Annotated in this window: 19 protein-coding genes; 5 read left to right on the forward strand and 14 right to left on the reverse strand. The window is 43.4% G+C overall.

What is annotated here, in order from left to right; genetic code table 11:
- The first annotated feature begins 7 nt into the window (after positions 1-7).
- On the forward strand, positions 8-649 hold the full coding sequence (locus L1271_RS06485; RefSeq protein WP_235367386.1) for a flavin reductase family protein: 642 nt from the start codon (positions 8-10) through the stop codon (positions 647-649).
- A 6-nt stretch (positions 650-655) separates the two neighbouring features.
- On the opposite strand, the gene L1271_RS06490 is transcribed toward L1271_RS06485, so the two are convergent.
- The gene (locus L1271_RS06490) at positions 656-1441 is read right to left on the reverse strand and encodes a DUF6279 family lipoprotein (RefSeq protein ID WP_174169281.1); all 786 of its coding nucleotides are present in this window, start codon (positions 1439-1441) and stop codon (positions 656-658) included.
- Between the two features lie 140 nt (positions 1442-1581).
- Between L1271_RS06490 and L1271_RS06495 the strand changes: the two genes are divergently transcribed.
- Together L1271_RS06495 and L1271_RS06500 are read left to right on the forward strand one after the other, a co-directional pair.
- Positions 1582-2307: a tetratricopeptide repeat protein gene (locus tag L1271_RS06495; protein WP_102057990.1), complete on the forward strand. Its 726-nt coding sequence runs from the start codon at positions 1582-1584 to the stop codon at positions 2305-2307.
- Positions 2308-2493: 186 nt separating this feature from the next.
- A complete protein-coding gene (locus L1271_RS06500) occupies positions 2494-2664 on the forward strand; it encodes a DUF2986 domain-containing protein (protein WP_010605321.1) in 171 nt (56 codons plus the stop codon).
- A gap of 178 nt (positions 2665-2842) precedes the next feature.
- On the opposite strand, the gene L1271_RS06505 is transcribed toward L1271_RS06500, so the two are convergent.
- The 8 genes from L1271_RS06505 to L1271_RS06540 all read right to left on the reverse strand — a co-directional run bounded on the left by L1271_RS06505 (position 2843) and on the right by L1271_RS06540 (position 15065).
- Positions 2843-3217: a glyoxalase/bleomycin resistance/dioxygenase family protein gene (locus tag L1271_RS06505; RefSeq protein WP_010605320.1), complete on the reverse strand. Its 375-nt coding sequence runs from the start codon at positions 3215-3217 to the stop codon at positions 2843-2845.
- Between the two features lie 203 nt (positions 3218-3420).
- Positions 3421-4824 (reverse strand): coniferyl aldehyde dehydrogenase, encoded by a 1404-nt coding sequence (locus L1271_RS06510; protein WP_235367387.1) that lies wholly within the window; start codon positions 4822-4824, stop codon positions 3421-3423.
- A 307-nt stretch (positions 4825-5131) separates the two neighbouring features.
- A complete protein-coding gene (locus tag L1271_RS06515) occupies positions 5132-6580 on the reverse strand; it encodes an SLC13 family permease (RefSeq protein WP_010605318.1) in 1449 nt (482 codons plus the stop codon).
- A gap of 12 nt (positions 6581-6592) precedes the next feature.
- The gene (locus L1271_RS06520; RefSeq protein WP_235367388.1) at positions 6593-7543 is read right to left on the reverse strand and encodes a porin; all 951 of its coding nucleotides are present in this window, start codon (positions 7541-7543) and stop codon (positions 6593-6595) included.
- A 161-nt stretch (positions 7544-7704) separates the two neighbouring features.
- Positions 7705-9060, reverse strand: coding sequence for a sigma-54-dependent transcriptional regulator (locus tag L1271_RS06525; protein ID WP_235367389.1), 1356 nt, complete (start codon positions 9058-9060; stop codon positions 7705-7707).
- Entirely contained in the window at positions 9053-10774 is a 1722-nt protein-coding gene (locus tag L1271_RS06530; protein WP_235367390.1) for a sensor histidine kinase, read from the reverse strand. Before L1271_RS06530 ends, L1271_RS06525 begins: the two co-directional genes overlap by 8 nt.
- Positions 10775-10914: 140 nt before the next feature.
- Positions 10915-12744 (reverse strand): M28 family metallopeptidase, encoded by a 1830-nt coding sequence (locus L1271_RS06535; RefSeq protein ID WP_235367391.1) that lies wholly within the window; start codon positions 12742-12744, stop codon positions 10915-10917.
- Positions 12745-12881: 137 nt separating this feature from the next.
- Positions 12882-15065, reverse strand: a complete 2184-nt coding sequence (locus L1271_RS06540; RefSeq protein ID WP_235367392.1) for a M4 family metallopeptidase — start codon at positions 15063-15065, stop codon at positions 12882-12884.
- A 537-nt stretch (positions 15066-15602) separates the two neighbouring features.
- On the opposite strand from L1271_RS06540, the gene L1271_RS06545 reads away from it, so the two are divergent.
- Positions 15603-16130 (forward strand): hypothetical protein, encoded by a 528-nt coding sequence (locus tag L1271_RS06545; protein WP_102057981.1) that lies wholly within the window; start codon positions 15603-15605, stop codon positions 16128-16130.
- Between the two features lie 282 nt (positions 16131-16412).
- Positions 16413-16847, forward strand: a complete 435-nt coding sequence (locus L1271_RS06550; protein ID WP_045990043.1) for a hemerythrin domain-containing protein — start codon at positions 16413-16415, stop codon at positions 16845-16847.
- Positions 16848-16909: 62 nt separating this feature from the next.
- Here the strand turns inward: L1271_RS06550 and L1271_RS06555 are convergent, their stop codons facing one another.
- The 5 genes from L1271_RS06555 to L1271_RS06575 all read right to left on the reverse strand — a co-directional run bounded on the left by L1271_RS06555 (position 16910) and on the right by L1271_RS06575 (position 21779).
- Positions 16910-17647 (reverse strand): sulfite exporter TauE/SafE family protein, encoded by a 738-nt coding sequence (locus tag L1271_RS06555; protein ID WP_235367393.1) that lies wholly within the window; start codon positions 17645-17647, stop codon positions 16910-16912.
- 46 nt (positions 17648-17693) lie between these two features.
- On the reverse strand, positions 17694-18383 hold the full coding sequence (locus tag L1271_RS06560) for a pirin family protein (RefSeq protein WP_235367394.1): 690 nt from the start codon (positions 18381-18383) through the stop codon (positions 17694-17696).
- A gap of 83 nt (positions 18384-18466) precedes the next feature.
- Positions 18467-19366 carry a LysR family transcriptional regulator gene (locus L1271_RS06565; RefSeq protein WP_235367395.1) on the reverse strand — a complete coding sequence of 300 codons (900 nt, stop codon included), beginning with the start codon at positions 19364-19366 and terminating at the stop codon, positions 18467-18469.
- 25 nt (positions 19367-19391) lie between these two features.
- Positions 19392-21245 carry a monovalent cation:proton antiporter-2 (CPA2) family protein gene (locus L1271_RS06570; RefSeq protein ID WP_102057975.1) on the reverse strand — a complete coding sequence of 618 codons (1854 nt, stop codon included), beginning with the start codon at positions 21243-21245 and terminating at the stop codon, positions 19392-19394.
- Between the two features lie 105 nt (positions 21246-21350).
- Positions 21351-21779, reverse strand: a complete 429-nt coding sequence (locus L1271_RS06575) for a GNAT family N-acetyltransferase (protein ID WP_235367396.1) — start codon at positions 21777-21779, stop codon at positions 21351-21353.
- Positions 21780-21868 lie beyond the last annotated feature (89 nt).

Consider the following 21868-nt stretch of genomic DNA (forward strand, 5'->3'; position numbering starts at 1 on the left):
ACACATCATGAAACACTTCTCAAGTAACGATATTAAAACCTTAGACGAGCGTTATCGCGCATTGATGATAAATTCACTGTCGGGTTTCAAAAGCGCTAACTTAATTGGAACAGTTGATGAGACAGGTCAAGAAAACTTGTCTATCGTCAGCTCCGTTTTCCACCTCGGTGCCAGCCCGGCGCTCGTGGGTGTGATTTTTAGGCCTCATAGCGTACCTAGGCACACATTGGAAAATATCTTAGCGACTGAAAAATACACCATTAATCAAGTTAATGTTCAAATTTATATGACAGCCCATCAAACCTCAGCCAGATATGAAAAGAATCAATCTGAATTTGAGGAAACAGGTTTAACCGCCGAGTATTTAAATGCTTTTCCTGCTCCATTCGTCAAGGAAAGCAGACTAAAATACGGGCTTAGCCTCAAAGATCACCAAATCATCAAGCTCAACGATACCGAGCTGGTAATAGGCGAAATTGAGTCTCTTCACATTGAAGAAAACGCTCTACTCGAGGACGGCTATATCGATATAGAGGCGCTCGACTGTGTCGCGATTTCCAGTTTAGACGGCTATCACAGTACCAAGCGTATTAATCGCTTGGAGTATGCTAAACCAAACAAGCCAACCAGAATTAAATTACTTGGCTAGGTATCTCTACAATGATTCCAAGAGCTCAAGTAATTCTTCGAGCTCTTCCTTAAAGTGCTTCTTTTGTTTGTCGCTCATGGTGCCTTTTAGTTTCACAGCGAGATTTGCATACTCTTTTATTCGCCTTGCTTGAATATCTAGGATGCGCTCAGGCAGCGCTGTGGGTGTAGTAACTATCGCTTGCTGCAACAGCTCAGGTGAAACCTGCTCGACTCCGCTCAGTATCATGGCTTGTTTAAACTGGCTAAATCGTCTTTGTTCATGTGCACGCCAAACCTGACGCGCAAACTCGCCTTGCTCGTAATATTCGTTAATAAGCTCCTTTTGTTTATCACTCAAATCACCAAGCCAACGCTCGTAGCGGTTAAATTGGTCTCCTTCCTCCCAGTCATCGTCCAACATTTCTTTTTCTATGTTGGCTATCAGCATTTCTCGCTGTTCACGGTTAAGCGAATTTAGGTGTGTTTCTAACTTGGGATATACGGCTTCAACGACGGAATACCAATAGTTCCTTGTGGTATACACCATATGCACCATGTCACTCTCTGTCATGGTTTGCCAGTGCTTCAACAGTGATTGGATATGAGATTTGTATTTTGGTAGCTCTGACTGTCGATGCCACGCAACCAAAGATTCTACATCAGCCTCAAGCTTTTCCTCTTGCTCATCCGTCAGCTCAACATAATCGGAAATATAATAACTCGCTAACCATCCTAAGTTGTTATAGGCCAATCTTTGACTACATCCAGCCAAACACAGTAAACATAGCGCCAGTGCTATTAATTTCTTCATCCCATAGCCTCAATTTTTGTTTTTATTACCTTATATTAACGCAGTATCTGCCATTTTAGATTTGTATTTTGTAAATCTGTGTTTCTGGCATTAGAATAACTAACAACATAGTTAGCATAGCTACCTTAAGGAGGTCTATGATGTTAGGCAGGATTTCAAAAACATGTATCGCCATTGCACTTTTAAGCCAAGCACCTTTGGCAACAGCTGGATTGGAAGAAGGCATAGATGCACTCAATGCTGGCAGGTTCGAAGAAGCACTACAAGAATTCAATTATTTAGCTGAAATGAACTACGCCCCAGGCATTTATCAACTCGGTGTAATGTATGAAGGCGGCTATGGTGTCGTTAAAAATCAACGCAAAGCTGCAGAGTTATTTCAACAGGCCGTAAAACTTGGTGAAGCCGACGCAATGTTTGCGCTAGCAGTCATGTATGACGAAGGTCGCGGCGTTAAAAAGGACCGCTCAAAATACGTTGAGCTAATGACCAGAGCGGCAAACAAAAACATGCCAGCCGCGCAATTTAACGTAGCGCTAATGTATGCAAACGGTGACGGTGTACCACAAAGTTACCGCCACGCACTTAACTGGTATGAAAAAGCCGCCGCAAACAACTACACCTTAGCCATGTTTAATTTAGCACTCATGTATTTTCAGGGCTTAGGAGTCGAGAAAAATATTGAACGCTCGTACGTATGGAACACGTTAGCCGAATTTAATGGTTATGCTGAAGCCACAAAGAGCCGAGTACTCGACGAAAAACAGCTTTCCCCTTCACAAATCGAGCAAGCGAAAGAGCTCGCAAATAGTATTTACGAGCGAATTCAAGCCGGTAAATACGTGGCAGAAACACGTACAAAGTAAGTAAAGTGGTAAATAATAAAGGTCTCATGTGAGGCCCTTATTATTTTTCCTTACTAAGAGATTGAGCTAGTACCATCACACCTAGGTAAAAGTCATGCTCATTATTAACCACGGCAATCTTTTTATCATTGTTGAACCCGCTAACACTAAGGTAAACTAGCACTTCATTCATAATGAGCTGTGAAAATGAATCGCAAAAAGAAAATTTACGAAACCTTAAAGAAAAAAGACAAACGTGCTAATGCTAAACTCCACAAAAGCAACAAACCTCGTTATATTTCAAAAGCTGAGCGTGAGAAAATCGCAGCCCAACAGCAAGAAAGTGAGGAATTAGATAGCGAAAACAACGAGCATTAATAGCCCCAGTTTTGTGTCAGCTCGTCATTAACTATTTTAATTTCAAGCACTTTTTAACTATGATTCTGCATTGTTGCCTACCTCAATCAATCCTCCAACGTTAGGTGAGGATCTCTGCTCTCAAATTAAAATTGATTTGCTGGTTTGAACAGTGAAAATTCACACGTGTTAGGTGTTACTATTTCCATGACTCTGAGTCTTTGCAAACAAGGTGGATAATCGATGCAGGGCTGGACACCCAGAATGCCTGAAATCCTTCAGGTAACGGCTCGATTTCATCACAGCGTACGACGCCAGCAGCTTTGAGGTGCTCTGACGCTGCTGCAATATCATTGGTAACAATCTCGAGCCATGTTTCGGCTTGGCTGATACCAGGTACGCTGTCGAGCCAGAGATTATTGGAGCCAAACTCAAAACCAACCGATGGAGCATGCTCTGTTATTTCTTTGAGGCCAATGACATCGCGGTAGAACTGAAGCGTTGCCTCGTACTGATGAGGCGGCAGCTTCATGGCGATATTACGACCAGCTGTGAACTTAACCTTAGTATTCATGTGAACTCCTTCCTGACTGAAACTGTCATCCTGTATCGTGTTAGCCTGAATATTGGGCTGAGCCAGCACTCTCTCTAGCATCAGCTTTTTATCTGTCGATATTGTGAAGTCCCATAAAAATAACCAGTGATATTTCAGGCTAAGTCTTATTTCAAGTACATTGGATCTCAATATGTAATGGCGCTTCGCTCAACACATTAACGCTACTTTCTCCTCAAAAATAGCCACTCTAAAGGCTTTGTAAGCAGCTTCGAATGGCTAAGCAACATCTTGTTGCGCCATTTAGTATTATTGGATTGGAGAATGGGCTTTTTGTGGCTAAAGGTATAAAAGCCTTCTTCGCCATGATATTGACCCATACCAGAGTGACCTAGGCCACCAAAGGGTAAAGACTCAACAACCACGTGCACTATGGTTTCGTTGATCGCTAGAGTCCCCGTTGCGAGCTCCTTTGACACTTTATTCATAGCAACCTGAGATTGCGTAAACAAATAACTCGCAAGCGGTGTGGTGTCTTCTCTAATGTAGTTAATCGCATCATTTAAGTCGGATATTTTTAGTATCGGCAAAATCGTTCCAAATAACTCCTCTTGCATCACCCTCATGCTTTTGTTGACCTGGGTAATGATATGCAGAGGGAGCTGACGATTGTCGCATGCCGGCTCAGCTTGCCATACATTTGCGCCTTTACTTTTGGCATCAATAATAATGTCATTTAAGCGCTGAAATTGTCTGTCGTTAATAATTGAAGTTTGGTTTTTTACACCTACTTTTGTTTTATATGTTTTTTCGTAGTGCTGTTCCAGCTCAGCAATAAATGCGTCGTATTTTTCTTCGTGCACTAACACATAATCTGGTGCAACACAGATTTGACCTGAATTAGAGAGCTTACCCATTAACACGCTCATCGCAGCGGCGCTGATATCAGCGTCATCAAGCACAATAACAGGTGATTTCCCCCCTAACTCTAGGGTGACCGGCGTGAGATTTTTAGCCGCCGCCGCCATCACCTTTTTGCCAACTGCTGTTGAACCTGTAAATAGCAAGTGATCAAATGGCTGCTCAGTAAAAGTCGTGGCAATATCAGGTCCACCTTCAATGACGCACACTTCATTATCCAATCCTTTAAAAATGGCTCTTATCACCGCATTCACATTGGGAGTGAACTCGCTCAACTTGAGCATGACTTTGTTTCCAGCGGCGAGGGCGGTAATCACGGGGACAATCGCCAACTGAATTGGATAATTCCACGGGGCTATCACGCCCACGACTCCTTTTGGCACAATCTCAATTTTCGCCTTAGATGGTAGCCACTGCGCACCGGGTGAACGATGCTGCACTTTGCTCCATTTGCGCAGGTGCTTAGCGATATAATCAATCGAATTAATGCAAGGCATGATGTCTGCAATCACAGTATCGAATCGACTCCGAGTACCAAAGTCCTGATCCGCCGCCTCGACTAATTGATCTTGCCGTTGCAATATACGTGCTTTTATTTCCGCTAGTAAACGTAAGCGCTTTTCAAGCGCTGGGTAAGGTTCTTGGTTAAAGCGACTTTTTAACTGAGTATATGTGGCTATTAGAGTGCTGGTATTATCTTCAATCATTATCAGGTCCTGCTAATGTCTAATTCGAATATAGCAAGGAAAAAACAACGGGTCTATCTTCAAAAAGCTAGGTATTATACCAATTGTATTAAGTAAATGAACTATTTTGAAGCGGAAAAATAGCTTTAGTAGCTAGGCAAAAATTTTGCTATTTAGTTGTTCTAAATGAGAAATTTTTAACGACGCTAATATGGTATTTTGCCCTTCAAATAGGTTGGAGAGTTAACACAATTGGTATTACTATAGAGGCAGGCTGCGTATGACCGAGTTGCCTTTCGATGGACACAGCCTGTGGAGAATGGCAACTTTAAAACCCTAGTATGCTCCTTGCCAAAGTCAAGGTAACGATTGTAATTAACCCAATTGCGACTAAGTTCAAAACAAACCCTGCTCGGATCATGTCTTTAATTTTAATCTCACCCGAGCCAAATACGATGGCATTTGGTGGTGTTGCGACAGGCATCATAAAGGCGCAACTGGCCGCGATTGCTGCAGGGATAACCCAAGCTAAAGGAGAGCCCGTGATTGATTCAGCGACAGGTCCAAGTAAAGGTAAAAAGCCTGCAGCCGTTGCGGTATTGCTGGTAATTTCCGTTAAGAACGTAATAAGCGCTGCAACAACTAGCACGCCAAGCACTAAGCCCATGGCATCCGCGCCCGCAAGTAAGTTAGCGATGTAATCGGCAAGTCCTGAAGATTTGATCTGTGCCGCGAGCGATAAACCACCGCCAAATAATAGCAAAATCCCCCAAGGCACCTTAGCAGCGCTTTCCCAATCTAAAATACGTTCGTCACTTCCCGACTTAGCAGGAAGAACAAATAGTAACAGTGCAGCGGCAATTGCAATGCCAGTATCTGACAATTTAAGACCCGTAACATCACCAATTAGCGGTCTAAAGATCCAACATACTGCCGCTAAAATAAATACCGCAAAAACCCCTTTCTCCGCACGAGACATTTCACCGAGTGCTTTTAATTGGGAAGTAAATAACGACTTAGTATCAACATTGATTTCTTCTTTATCAACCTTGTAAGTCACTTTGGTCAACCAGAACCAAGCAAATGCCAGCATCACCAAAGACAAAGGCACACCAATCATCATCCAAGTGGCAAAACCAATCTCAATTTGATAACTGTCGGATAAGTAAGCAGCCATTAACGCATTTGGTGGCGTACCAATTAAAGTTGCAATACCTCCAATACTGGCACCATAAGCGATAGAAAGTAATAGCGCTTTAGCAAAGCTTTGGCTATCTCCACCCTGCTCTTTTACCAAGTGAATAACCGAAAGTGCAATCGGTAACATCATGACAGCCGTTGCCGTGTTTGACATCCACATAGATAAAAATGCTGTCACGCCCATCATCGCTAAGATCTGTATGCTCGGTTTAGTGCCAGCGAACAACATGGTATTCAGCGCGATGCGTTTATGCAACCCCCACCTTTCCATGGCGATTGAGAGCAAAAACCCACCCAGAAATAGATAAATCAAAGGATGCGCAAACGGTGCAGCAACAGCTTTAATAGATGCAATCCCGACCAAAGGCGAAATAACCAAGGGTAATAACGAAGCTGCCGGAATAGGCACAGCTTCGGTTATCCACCAAGAAGCTAGCCAAAACGCTAAGCCTGCGGTTCTCCAAGCCTCAACCGACATGCCCGATGGTGGTTCAACCAAACAAATCAGTAACATTACCAAGGGACCAAGCCACAGAAACAGCTGCGTTTTTATCGTTTTTTTATTCTCTTCTGTCATTATCTTGAACCTTTAAAACTTATATTTTAAGCCAACAGCGATGCTAGAATCGTCTTGTGTTTCAAGGTCGAGCTGCGTTGCCATCACATACAAGTTAGTTTGTTTATCAAAAATATAGTCTGTACCTAGCGTCCACTGAGTCGCATCTTCATTGTGGCGTAATCCGCTTGAGTCTTTGGCAAACTGTAGCTTCGGACGCCAATTATCGTCGAGTTGGTAACTTGCGCTTAGCACATAGCCATTACCTGATTTGTCTTTCGCTAGATTTTCGCTGTCTTGGATGATGGCACCAAGTTGTAGCTTTTGCCATTTGTAAGCCAACGCGATACGCGTAGCTACCAAATTACCAATACTGTCGGTATGACTCAGAGCAACATAGTAATCTTTATTTTTTAATGCTCGGTCACCATAAATTGCGGTAGCTGCAAACCCGGTTTCGTCGTTGCTCGCGTCGTCTTTAGGTGTGTAGGTCAGAGAAAAAGAAAAGTCGTTCCATTTAGGTGAAGAATAGGTAATTGAATCACCAACTCTGTCTTGGCCTGCTAGCACTTGGGCAATATCACTTTGGGTTTCGTTAAATTGATCGATTTTCCCTTCACTAAACTTAAAACGCGTGTCGTTTCTGCCCACTAAAACCGTACCAAATTTACCTTCAAGGCCAACATAGGTGTTTCTTGCTGAAAATGGCTCAGTGGTATCGTCGTGTTCAAAACCTTTAACTTGTACTTCATATTTGTAGACGAGTTTTAGATCGCTTGATAAGCCGTGAGTGCCTTTTACACCAATTCTTGAAAATGGTGCGTCAATTTGTGTGCCCTCTTTGGTATAACGCATCACACCTTTGTCTGTGTTGGCAATTTGAACTTCTGCTTTACCATAAATGCTGTAGTCTGCGGCTAACGCAGAGGCTGATAGCGTTGCACTGGCAACTGCCAACGCCACTAAAGATTTACTTGCTGTCATAACTTGTCTCATTTTTTGATTATTGTCGCTTAAGACAACGCAATTCTGAGACCAGAGTTTATTTTTTAATATAAATCAGATGGATAAATAAAAATCTAAGATTAACACCAGCTAAAATGTGCGGATTTCCACACACTTAAATCTATAATGTGTCACTAAATTCACCCATCATCATTGGTGAACATAGTGCGATTTAAACCATACTTGTTCATCTTGTCGTACAAGGTTTTTCTCGGCACTTTTAGCAAATTCATCGCATCTTTTATGCTGCCTTGGCTTTGTGCCAGCGCTTCTTCAATTAGCGATTGCTCGTAGTAGCTCACCTTCTCAGCCAAACTCAACGTTTCGTCAGACAAATTGCTTTGCATGTTACTCGTAGTCATCGCACCACCGAGTAAAATATGGCGCTCGGCGTGGTTTCTCAGCTCTCGCACGTTCCCAGGCCAGTCTTGTGCCAGTAACTGCGCCTCTAATTCAGGGCTAATTGGTTGCATAGGTTTATGAAAGCGAGCAGCGGCAATGGAGCTAAAGTGTTTATATAGCAGCGGAATATCAGCTTTTCTGGAACGAAGTGACGGGATCATCACTTTGACGAGGTTAAGTCGATAAAATAAATCCGAGCGAAATTTACCCTGTGCGACTAAGGTTTGTAAATCCACTTTCGTCGCCGCAACCACTCTAATGTCCAGTGCTATCGCAGTGTTGCTACCAACTGGCGTCACACTTCTCTCTTCTAAAACGCGCAGCAGCTTCACTTGTAAAGCCGCAGACATGGCTTCGATTTCATCCAAAAAAACCGTGCCACCTTGGGCAAAAGAAAATTTTCCCTCGCGAGACTCTTTAGCACCCGTAAATGCTCCGCTTTTGGCACCAAATAATTCACTTTCAATCAGCTCTTCTGGAATCGCACCGCAATTGATGGCGACGAAGTTATGGTTTGAGCGCTCGCTATGGTCGTGTAAGTATCGCGCCACCAATTCCTTTCCTGTACCGGTTTCACCTTCAATCAATACGTCAGCTGGGGTATCAATCACAGCATCAAGCAAGTGCAGCATTTGCTGCATTTGTTTTGTCTCACCTAAGATCCGCACCCCCGGCGCAGACTTTTTCTTGACTTGCGCTTTTAGCTCTCGGTTTTCCATCACCAACCGGCGTTTATCAAGCGCCCTTTCTATGCAGTCAAGTAGCGGCTCTGACACAGGCTTTTCAAAAAAGTCGTAAGCCCCTTTTTGGATGGCTTTTACCGCCACTTCAACATCCGCAAAGCCGGTTAGAAATACCACAGGTAACTCAGAATCAAACTGCATCACCTGCTCTAAAAATTGAATACCATTGACCTCGGGCATATTGATATCGCAAAGCACAACACCGCTAAACTGACGAGAAAGTTTTTTTAATGCAGGCGTTGCACTGGAAAAACACTGCACTGAGTACCCTTCTATTTCAAATAGTTGCTTTAGTGCATCTCGTATACTTTGTTCATCATCGATGATTAACAGGGTTTTCTCTTCAGTCATGTTGCGGATTCTTTGTGTGTAAACTAATTAAAAACTCGGCACCACCTTGCGGATGGTTATGGGCGCTGAGTTTGCCATGAAACGATTCAATGATTTGCTTTGAAATGGATAACCCCAAGCCCAAGCCATTACCTGATTTAGTGGTGTAAAACGGTTCAAATATGTTAGATAAAGCGTGCTGTTTTATCCCTTCGCCCGAGTCAATAATAGACAGCTGGATCTTACCTTCATGCTCCACGGCGCGAATATAAATACATTTATCATCTTGCTCAACAATGGCTTGGCACGCGTTGCTAATAATATTCACCAGTACTTGCTCAAACTTAAATGGGTCAACCCAGATATTGCACGCAAGCCCCTCACTTTGAATTGCTACACCGTAGCGTTTGAGTTCAGGCCCAACTATAACTAAGGCGTTATCTACAGAGTGTTTAAGGTTGGCCACCAGCATCTTATTATCATGATGCTGACTAAATGATTTTAGCTGCGCCACGATTTTATGCACTCGAGTGATCAAAGATTGGATCAGGACCATATTTTCGACTACTTTGCTTACGTCTCCCTTTTGAGCCAACCGTTTGGCGCTGGCGACATACGCACTCATGGCACTAAGTGGTTGATTGATTTCATGGTTAATGCTGGCGCTGAGCTGCCCTATGGTTGCCAACTTGGCAGCGCGAATCAGTGCGTCTTGTGCCTGCTCAAGCGCTTGCTTGCGGCTGGCAACCTCAGCCTCTAAACTCCGCTGACTGAAAAGCAGTTGTCTGTATCCTGTCAGTTTACTCAACGTGTACTCGACAACGACAAAGAGTAAAATCAATACCAGTGCGGTTACCCCAAGCCGCGGCCACTGTGCCGCTTTGATAGGCGCAACTTCATGTAGCAAATAAAGAGTGTATTGCTTGTTAAGCGGCCTCTTTTGCATCAGCGCGTCGCTGCCATGAGATGACGTTTTCACTCTGGTTGGTGAAAGCACACGCCAATCGATAGGGAATAGGGATTCGTTTTCAAACTGTCTTGAGGATTCAATTTCTTTGCGCTTTGCTGGGGACAGTTCCCCTAATGATGCTAACCGCCACTGCTCAACATCAGATGCCAGTACAATATGATTGTCATCCACAATTAAGAAATGGCTATCAGTTCCCGTATCAAGCTGGGCTTTATCTGATTCAAATTTACTGGCGTTAACCTTCATCACCACCACGCCCACAAGCGAGCCGTCTTTATAGACAGACTTAGCAAAATAGAAACCACGGGTTTTGGAACGTAAACCGAGCGCAAAAGAGACATGCTCATTGCCCTTGATTGTTTCGTAAAAATAGGGGCGAAAGGCAAAATTGCTGCCTTTATAGCTATGCGGTAAATACCAGTTGCTGCTCGCAATCACAGTTCCACTGAGGTCTAGCAGGTAAACGTCTGACGCACCACTGGATATTTGAATGTCCTGAAGGTATCTGTCCAGTTCATTGGAGTTAATAGCGGTTGCTTGCTGTAAGCCTGATTGCACCAAATTGCTTAGGCTCAATTGCGTTTGGATAGCTTGATAACGAGTAAATTCAGTCTGGATATAACTATTGAACTTTTCTAGGTTGGTTTTAGTCTGACCAAGGACATTTTCCTCATCCTGTGCCACATTGAACAAATAACTTGCCCACAGCCCACAAAATAATAATAAAAGATAAATTAATATCTTAACTGAGAACTTATGTGACACACGCAACTCCTAATTGAACTCATTGAGTCTATCAGAAGCAGAATATCAATTAAATCAAATCTCTCTAAATCAATGTATCACTAAGCACCAAGACCGGAGATAAGCAAGGTTATATCCCCGGTCTTAATTTTAAACACGTATTAATTCGCGCTAATACTTAGCGTTACATTACTCGCTGCTTGGTAGCCTTGCAGGCCGATATGCCAAGTGCCAGCCTGAGGATTGGAGATGGTACATACCTCATTATTGCCATTTTTGTATGGCCGACATTGGTAGGTGCTGGTATTTGGTTGCGTGCCAAAATTAACATAAAGATCCGCATCTCCCGTGCCTCCCGACGTCGTAATTGTCAGGGTTTGGTATCCCGCGGTTAGTGCTTGACTAAAATACTGCCACTGTCCGCTGGCGACAGAAATATTATTGATAGTTTCGTCAATAGGCGTATTGCCACTTGAGGTATCGTACTGTCCTACCAAACTGACCCCCGAAATCGCGTTCCATGCCTCTACCATCACGTAATACGTACCAGTTTGCACAGCGGAAATATTGCATTGCTCGTTACTAGACGAGTTAGTGCTCTTGCAGTCATGAGTATCCAAAGTAGGTTTGGAGCCATAGCGAACGTAGAGATCGGCGTCACCAGTACCACCTGAGGTGGTAAAACTTAAATTAGTTGCACCTTGTGGTACTTCCATGGTGAAAAACTGCTGGCTTTTAGAAGCGCCAGAAATCCCCGTTTTAGCCACGCCGTTTTCAAGCTTATTGTTTGGTTGTGGCGGAGGTGTATCACCCGCATTTTTACCAAGCTCAGCAACAAACGCCAGCGCGAGTTTTGCAAATTTTTGTGCATGTGTTGAATCAAATTCAGTATCGTTGGTGGTATGAATTTTTCTGTTGATCTCAGACATTCTTGATTCAAATGGCATAGAAGCTGGGAACCCTTGCTGATACCAAGATGCATGGTCGGAGCAGCCATAGCCACATTGGTCATAGGCATAGCTAAGGTTTGGCAAATAAGTTTCAATTAATTGGCCTAAGAACTGATTCTGTGCGCTGTTTGTATAGTCTGTCATCATCACAATATCCGCACTACTGCCATTGCGGCCAGTCATATCAAATTGTGTCATACCGACTACGTTTTTTCCCTGAGAGCTGTAAGACTGCGCGATAGCTTTAGAACCTCGAAGCCCAACTTCCTCTGCCGCAAAGCCCATGATTTGGATTGTCCGCTGAGGCTGATAACCATCTTCAACAATAGCGCTTAGCGCTTCAGTAAGCACAGCGATCCCTGAGGCATTATCATCCGCACCCGGCGCAAGCCCACTCGAGTTAGATTGGTTAATTGAATCAAGGTGCCCGCCGATAATAACGATTTCATCGCTCAGTTCGCTACCTGGAATGGTGACAATCACTGAAGACTGAGCCCAAGAGTGGCTAAAATATTCAACACTAATATCTGAGCGACTTGCTGCAATATCGCTCCATGTTTGCTTGACCCATGCAGCGGCATCAACACCCGTTTGCGAGGTATAATAGCGGTTATAAAAACTGGTTAGCGAATTGACACTGCTGTCTAAGTTCACCGTACTGACTTTTGAGATTAAGCTGTTAACCCGCGCGGGGTTATCAATGCTGTAGTTAACCAGCGTCGCACTTGGGTTTACGCTTTCTAACTGTGCAAGATAGCTTTGCGCCTGCTCTAAGGAGTCATGGGCGACAAAGCCACCACAGCGGTGATATTCGTCGTGCATAAATGCACTCAGGTGTGAATGTAAGTTTGCAGGTACTTTTAACGCTTTGACTTCACTGTTCGGTAAAGAAAGCTGCTCAAAGTGAGTACCGCGAATAGAATTATGGACTTGGAAATGCTGACTAGACTTCGCATCCATCGTCACCCAAACCTCTTCTGACGCTTCAGAAAAGCCACTCAAACAGGCAATGCTCAGTAGCATAGGTGTAGTTAATTTCATTGTTGTATCCTCAACTCATTTGAATAACAACATGATTTAAGCGCTGAGCAAAATAAAAGGATTATTCAAATGAGGTAAATTTATGATTTTTTTGGGGCCTAATAAAAAGGGAGCTTGCGCTCCCTTTAAACTTTTACTTAGTTCGCTTTGATATTCAGTGTTACACCGCTTGCTGCGCTATAGCCACGTAAATCAATATACCAAGTACCTTGTTGTGGGTTTGTAATCGTACAGGTCTCGTTGTTACCGTTTTTATAAGGGCGACACTGATAGCTCGACGTTGTTGATTGAGAACCAAAGTTTACGTATAGATCCGCGTCACCTGAACCACCAGAAATACTCACTTCAAGATTGCTGTAGCTAGCATTTAGATCTTGTGTGAAACGTGCCCAACTGCCAGATGCAACACTGATATTAGACTCAGTGCGATCAATTGGTTGAGTTCCACCCGTTGAGCTGTATGTACCAGTCAAAGTCACGCCCGAAATCTGATTCCATGCTTCAACCATCACGTAGTACTTACCTGCTTGAATGTTATTAATGTCGCAGCTTTCGTTACTTGTAGACGTTGTGCTATTACAATCATAAGTGTTTAACGTCGGACGAGAACCATACTTGACATAAAGGTCCGCATCACCGCTACCACCAGAAGTGGTGAAGTTTAGGCTAGTCGCATCAGCTGGCACATCAAGGGTAAAAAACATTTGCTCTTTTGCCGCGCCACTTATCCCAGTACGAGGCTGACCGTTCGTTAACTCTTCATCGCCACCAGGAGGTGGTGGTGGGTTAGTGTCACAGCTACTACCTGTGCTTAAGTTAGAATTAACGCCAACCGCTGCTAACGCAGCTTGTACATCACCAGGTTCATAACCTAGGTCACATGCCGCATCCATTACACCGTTACCTGCAGTATCCCAATCGGTGTTCGCAGTCCAATACATTTGGTTAGCTTTTGCCATTACGATAAAGGCTTTTTTCGTATCCCAACCCGCTGTAGTTGCCAGATTGTAGAAGGCTTTGTTGAACACCCCTGAAGTGTGGTGAACGTCCATGCTAGACGTATAGTTAGACTGGTGATCGATTGAGCGGCCGTCTTGCGTTGGGTCATTCATATAACGCAATGCGCCACTGCCTTTGAAGATGTCTTGGCCAACTAACCAGTCATTGCTGCCTTTCATATAAAATTCAGCAGCCTCACCAGCCATATCAGAAAACGCTTCGTTCAAGCCACCTGATTTATAACGGTATACTAGACCTGAGTTTTGCTCAGTGAAACCATGACTCACTTCGTGAGCAGATACATCAAGGCTTACCAACGGATAGAATGTATTCGCACCATCGCCAAAAGTCATCGCGCTGCCATCCCAGAACGCGTTTTCATAATTACTGCTATAATGAACGCGCATTTTAAGCTGGAACGACAATGGCGCAGTGCCGAGCCAATCGTTGTACATATTAAATACTACATTGCCAAAATAATGGGCGTCGTTCAGCGGTGAGTATGCACCGTTAATTTCTTTAACTGTATTTTCTGGGCACGTAAAGCTATGTGCAGTCGAGCCGCTGCTACCGTGATTTAAGTTAATTGTCTTAACGTTCGCATTCGTCATGGTACAAGTATTGCCTGACTGTGCAACGTCTAGATGACCATAATCAGTACCATATTGGTAACGACCAGTCTTTTGGTTACCACCAGGGCCTATCGCATCTGCATGCTGCAAGTTATTGAAGCTTTCTAACACTTCGCCTGTGTTTGCATCAATGATCAAATATGGGCGTTTAGGCTCATCACCATAAGTAACAAAAGTGACTTCATAGACTAAACGTGCCGTTGAATTGCCATCAAGCCAGATCGCTAGGCGAGATTTTTCATTATGTTTTTTAAGCTTTTTGTCTGCACTAAGCGATTGCTTTTCAAACTGATTCAATGCCATTTTGGCATTTAGCTTGGGTTTTACCGAACCGATGTCAGCCGCGATGTTATAAACCGCCGCACCGTGAGCTTTTTTAAGCGCACCGGCATCGTCAAACGTTAAAATGACCGAATCACCAATCACTGGTAATCCTTGGTACATTTGTTGAAAACGCTTAGTTACTTCACCTTTTTTACTATTGAAGCTTTTAAGCTCCTTTAGTTGGCTCGCGCTTTCCAAACCAATCAGCACTTCTGGTTGTGTACTCAACACTGTTTGAGAAGCTGACTTAAGCATAGTATTCATGTCAGCTTGCTGGTTTAAGTATTGTTTTGTTGCAGCTTGAGCACTGAGCGAAGTAAACGCAATCGCACACGCCGTAGCCATAGTTACTGTAGATAATTTCACGAATTACACTCCTAGTATTGTTGTTTTATTGTCCTTTTCATCACTGCTTAACAAAAAACATTAGATGAAATGTGACTGTTTTCTCCTTCAACTGCAGAAGACATGGCAAGCCCATTAGCACTCGCCACGCCTTATTAGACTAGGCAGCAATTCAAATAAATAAACCCCAAAGTTAACATTTTAATAATATTTAATTTACTTTAAATATTTATGCAATGCTTTCATGCATTTGTTTAAAAAATAGACCCACACTTAATATCTTGAATTAAGTAACAAAACATACCTTTGTAAATTTTTTGATACAATATGAGTAAATATGCCAGTTTCTTCCCTAAACTAACTTTATAATCATTATGTTGTATCAAAACATGTAGTAACTACTCGGTAATTCTTTCTGCCTTGTGCTTCATTTGTTCAACCCCACAACATCTGAAATCTAAAATTATTAATAAAATTCAATATCTTAGAAATCTTACTCTCCCGGTATAACACTTGCAGTTTGAATAATTACAAGCTGCAACGAAATTAGGAGGAGTAATGGATACTTTTGAAATATTATCCTACACAGATCATAGAGTTGGGGCCGTTCTAACAGGGAAAGCAGCCGCAGAAAAATTGCAAAATGAATTGTTAAACAGCCACCTTGTTCAACATGAGCATCTAGAACTGGTTAATCCGTATGACAAAGATGCCGACAAAAAACTTGAGCCTAAAAGCGAAAGTCGCCTTGCCAAAAACATGCTTAATTGGCATTTGTACCTTGGCAGCATGGGGGTGATATTAGGCTTTCTCATCGCGGGACTATTGGTAAGTTATGGACCGGCTTTCACTCAAGCTAATCCTTATTTAACGTTTATCGCTTTACTAAGCCCCGGCTTATTTTTAGGGCTATTTGCTTCGGGCCTTATTTCTTTGCGTCCAGACAAAGATGCGTTTAATCAGGCGGTGATGAATAAAATCGCAGAGGGCAAGTGGCTGCTTATCATTAAAACGAATAATGAGGCGCACCGTAGCAAACTCATGTCGTTTTTTAAAAACAGCACCAAAGCAGACGTTTTAAACTAGGGCCTGTTGACCTTTGCTGTTTGATTTTTGTTCTCCTGAGTGTGTTTTGATCGCGACGCTCGACTTGCCGCCTAGTAATCTAGGCAAAAGTTGAGCAACAATGAACAAAGCGCACTCAGGCGAACCCAAACGGCAGCGCTTGATTGGAATTTCTACTGTGTTATCGCCTAACTTACATAGAATAACTATGCTACGCAGGCTCTGCCTTGTATAAATACCAATCAAACTGCTGCAAAAACAAACTTGAAAGGTCAACAGGCCCTAGAATAAGAGGTAATCTACATGGAAATTTTTAATGCAATAAAGCAAGATCATGATCATCAACGCGCCCTATTGAACATGTTGGCAGAAACGTCTGGTGATTCAAAGGTCCGCGAAAAGTACTATAAAGAGTTGAAAGACGCGTTAGAGGCACATGCCATCGCAGAAGAAAGATACTTTTACGCCCCATTAATGGAAAGCGATATGACGATCGAAGACTCTCGCCACGGTATCGCGGAGCATCATGAGATTGATGAGTTAATTGAGGCACTGGATAATACGGAGTTTTCCGACCCTAGTTGGCTAACTAAATTGAAAAAACTCAAAGACAAAGTTGAGCACCACTTGGCTGACGAAGAGCAAGCGTTTTTCCAGCGAGCGGGTAAAGTACTTGATAAAAGTGAAAAGTCGCAACTTGCAGATGAGTATCAAAAAGAGATGGAAGAACAGTTATAGTTTTCTATGCCCACAACATGTTGTGGGCATTTACTTTGCTGCATGTTGGTAAGCCTACACAGTCACAACAATTTACCAATTAATACCAGTCCAAGCATGAGCAGTAGTCCATTCATCACCAGCAAAAATTGCTTTTTAGGTAAGCGTTTCGCTAGGTGCACACCGAGCCTATTACCAAGCAACGCTAAAGGTGTAAAACAGATAGCAAGCAGCACATGTTGCCACTGTAACAACCCAGTTGCGGAGAAGGTCGCCAACTTAATCACATTCATCAGTGCAAATAGTACTGCAACCGTCGCGATATAAGCCGTTGGCTCCAATTTTCGAGCGTTAAAATACACCATGAGTGGTGGGCCGCCAGCATGAATTAAGGTCGTGGAGATACCTGCCGCGGTAGAGGTGCTCGCGGCCAGTAGTCTCAAGTGCCCAACACTTTCAGGTGTATTTTTAATCAGTAAGCTTTTAAGCGCAAATACTATACTCATCGCTGCAATCACAACCGTCAGCCAAAATTCACTGACGCCTTGAAGAAAAAGCGTTGCTAAAGCTATCCCGACTAGCGTACCTGGCAATAACCGCTTTAATTCTGACACATTCCATAAGCGCCAATAGCTCTTCAGGCTAAAAACATCCGCGACGATAAGTAGCGGAAGCATCAACGCAATGGCGTCTCTTGGATTCAACACCATCATCAAAATTGGAACAGAAAACGCCCCTAACGCGCCTGCAAAGCCAGACTTTGAAATACCACTTAGCAGAACGACAAGGGCAATTACTGCAAGTTGAATTGGTTCTGTCATTCTTCAATTCCTTTAATTTTAGGCGCTGAATTTAATACCAATTTGCTTAGTTAAGTAATAAAAACCACAGCGCTTCAACATCTGTTAATGCCGTAACCTGCATGTTGTCATCAGCAATCAGACCGATGCCATCTCCTTGCTGAAATGCCTCACCATCGAGCGTCGCTTCGCCGCCAACAATGTGCAAATAGGCTTTTTGCGCGTGCGCATTCAGCTCAATCTGTTGACCTTGATGTAGCTGCAAGCGGTGTATTTCAGCTTCTGCATTGATACTCAGAGTGCCCTGTGCGCCTGTAGGCGTAACAATCGGCGTAAGTGCACTACTTTGTTTAATTTGAATTTGTTCATAACTCGGCGTTATGCCTTTAAGCTTTGGCTCTATCCAAATTTGTAAAAAATGGGCAGGCGCTGTCTTTGAAGCATTATATTCTGAATGAAGAATGCCACCACCGGCGCTCATTCTCTGAACTTCACCTGCCGCCACAGTAAACTGATTACCCATACTATCTTGATGTGCTAATTCACCGTCAATGACATAGGAAATAATTTCCATATCTCGGTGACCATGAGTATCAAAGCCATGACCACCAAGTACTGTGTCATCATTGATCACCCTAAGATTACCAAATCCCATGTGGGCGGGATCATAATATCGACCAAATGAGAAACTATGTTGGCTTTGCAACCAGCCAAAATCTGCTTTACCTCTATCTTGTGCTTTTCGAATATATCGCATGTTTCGCTCCAAACGCATGTTGATGACCTTAGTCTATTGCCTGTTTGAAACGAATAAAATTTGATAATTTAATATCAACCATTCTACTCAACAGAACCTTCTAGCTGCATGCACTGATATCTTAACTCACCAATAAAAGCGCGCGCGGCGGGCCCAAGCCTGTCACCATCTTTAAAAATAAGATGAAGCTGTGCTTTACGCTGACTATGTTGCGAAAGTGGTAGTGGTTTCAAGACGCCAGAGTCTAGTTGCGTTTTAATAGCCGGAATAGGTAACCAAGCAAATCCTAAGCCTTGCGCTATCATATCTATCGAGGTCGTCATATGGCTCACCGTCCAACGTTGATGCGCCCCCAACCAACCTTCATCTTTTTTACGCGAGATTGCAGAGTCTCTCACTACGATTTGACGATGGGATTTTAAGTCTTCGAATGTAAGCGCGCGACCAAATTGATGTAATGCGTGATTGGGATTTGCCACTGCAACAAACTCGATTTGGCACAACTCTTCACTGAACCCGTCTTGTAAAGTAACCGGAGAAATGGCGATATCTACGTCGGTATTTTGTAAAAGTTCTGATGCGCCTGTTAATACTGACTCGACCAACTCGACACGCAATAAAGGGTATTGTGCAGATGTATTTTCTAGCACCTTATAGAGTACCTGCTGTGGGAAAATTTCATCGACCGCAATGCGCAATTGACTCTCAACTCCCTCGCCCAGCGTCTGCCCTACCGCTTCCACTTTTGCCGCTTCTTCCAAGAGATAATTGGCACGGCGCAGCATCATTTCACCCGCTTCGGTTAACAGGGTTCTTCGCCCTTCGACTCTAAAAAGCTTAACACCAAGGCATTCCTCAATTTTATGGACCGCAGTGTGGATACTTGACTGGCTTTTATGCACTTCTTTGGCAGCTTGATTAAAACCACCATATTCAACAACGGCTCTAAACATTCGCCACTGTTCTAATGTCACTCTCAACATACTGATTTAACCTAATATTTATGCGTTATTGTTCAATGGTTGATGGTTTATTTTCACAATCTTCACCATGGCAGGTATTAAGATCTTCTTGCGCTTTTTCGTCCGCCTGCAACACCTGTTTGAGGTCAGCCATACGCTGACGGATCGCAATACCATAGCTTTCATCGTCTCCCCACACATCGGCGAGCATATGCATAGATTCAACATCGTGTTTGGTAAAGAGGTAACCCGCTCGTGCGACATCTTCTTCACTATGGCCCAATAACTTGAGCGCCTGTTCACCTAACTTCACAGCAGAGACAAAGGTTTCTCGCTCAAACGCAGTGACACCCAATTTTATCAGTTGGTAGGCATGGCGACGGTCGGTCGCACGAACTACAAGTTTTAGGTTAGGGAAATGTTGCTGCGCCAACCTGACGATTTCGAGGGTTTTATCTGGCTCATCAATCGCCACGACCAGCATTTGCGCCTCGTGAGCCCCTGCGGCTTCGAGTAAATCTAATCGAGCACCATCGCCATAAAACACTTGATTGCCAAAGCGACGGAGTAATTCAATTTGGCTTGGGCTGTGATCCAAAATCGATAAATGATAACCCTGTGCATGAAGCAAACGCCCTATCACTTGGCCAAAACGCCCGTAGCCGACCACAATAACGTTTTGTGTCGCTTCCATCGTCTCTAAGCTATCTTGTTCTTGAGGAGTATTGGCCTGGCGTTCAACTATTTTGTCATAAAGAATAAAAATGAGGGGCGATCCGAGCATAGATACCGCAACAACCAGTGTAACTAACGCGACTTGATCTGGAGTTAAGATTGCTAAACTGCCAGTAACCGAAAGGAGTACAAACGCGAACTCACCGCCTTGACACAGGGCTGCGGTAAATAACCATGTCGCTCGCTTATGCAGTGAAAACGCCGTTGCCAACAAATATAAAATAACCGCCTTTAACCCCATTAATAGCACCACTGACGCTAAAATAAATAACCATTTTTGTGCCAATAAGGAAAAGTCGATTGATGCGCCTACTGTCATGAAAAAGAGGCCAAGTAGTAACCCTTTAAACGGTTCGATATCGGCTTCTAATTCATGGCGAAATTCACTTTCCGCGAGAACAACACCCGCGAGAAATGTTCCGAGCGCAGGGGATAAACCGATGCTTTGCATCAATAACGCGGTTGCGATAACGATAAATAGCGCCACCACGGTAAATAGTTCGCGCATTCGAGTGCTGGCAATATACCTAAATAACGGCGCGGCAACATAATGCCCAGCAGCGATAATAGCCAAAATGACAAAAACAGAGATAATCACTTGGAGATAAGTCGGAAAAGCGTGTAATAAATTGCCGTGGCCATCACTCACAGCCAAATCACTAAATGCTAACAACGGCATAATAGCGAGAATGGGGATCACGGCTATATCTTGAAATAACAACACCGAAAACGCATTTTGACCGCCAGATTGTTTAATTAAGCCTTTTTCATTTAAGGTTTGCAGTGCAATGGCGGTAGAAGACAGTGCCAACATTAACGCGATGGCTAATGATTGCTGCCACAAAAAACCAAGCGCTAAATCAATCGCGAAATAGAGTACAGCTGTTGTTATAACCACTTGTAAGCCACCGAGACCAACTATAGAGCGGCGCATCGTCCAGAGCCTTTTGGGCTGTAACTCAAGCCCGACTAAGAATAGCATCATCACTACACCAAACTCGGCAAAGTGCATGACGTCCGTTTGCTCCCCCACAAGATGAAGAAGGTGAGGACCAATTAGGATCCCTGCCAATAAGTATCCAAGCACAGAGCCAAGCCCTAGCCGTTTAGCGATTGGCACCGCCAATATCGCAGCAGCCAAATAGATAGTCGCGAGCAGTAACATAATAAAGACACCTGTTATTGTTATCGTCTTTATTATGTTCAGGGTAAGTGCATTTATCCAGTCTTCGTTCTAAAAAACAAAATATAAATGACCGAAATCCTGCAATTAATCTTGTAAATCCGAATATATAGTGGGGTAGCAGATCTGCATCAAAATGCTCGGATCTGGCACCGCTGCAAAGCCGAATTTTTCATATAGAGTATGCGCATCAAAAGTTGCCAGCATAAAACGCCTTAAGCCTTGTAGCTCTGGATGTTCAACCACGGCTTGAACAATCGCTTTGCCTACCCCTTTACCTCTGGCACTATCCTCAACTATCACGTCGGCAAGATAGGCAAAGGTAGCATAGTCAGTTATCACGCGACAAAAGCCCTGAAACTCGCCTTTATCATCCAAATACATGAAGCTCAGACTATTTTGAATGGCCTTTTCTAGCAATGCTTTAGGCATTTGTTTTGCCCAATAAGAATTAGAGATCAGCGCATGGATAGTATCAAGATGGCGCAAAATTAGAGGAGTATCAGTGGTTATCATTATTGTCCCGGTTAGCAGCAAGAATAGAGCTAAAAATTAAGCGATTTTTAGCAAGAAGCAAAGTGAAATTTTCACAGTCATAAATCTTT

The sequence above is a fragment of the Pseudoalteromonas sp. OF5H-5 genome, from assembly GCF_021530695.1.
GTDB lineage: Bacteria > Pseudomonadota > Gammaproteobacteria > Enterobacterales > Alteromonadaceae > Pseudoalteromonas.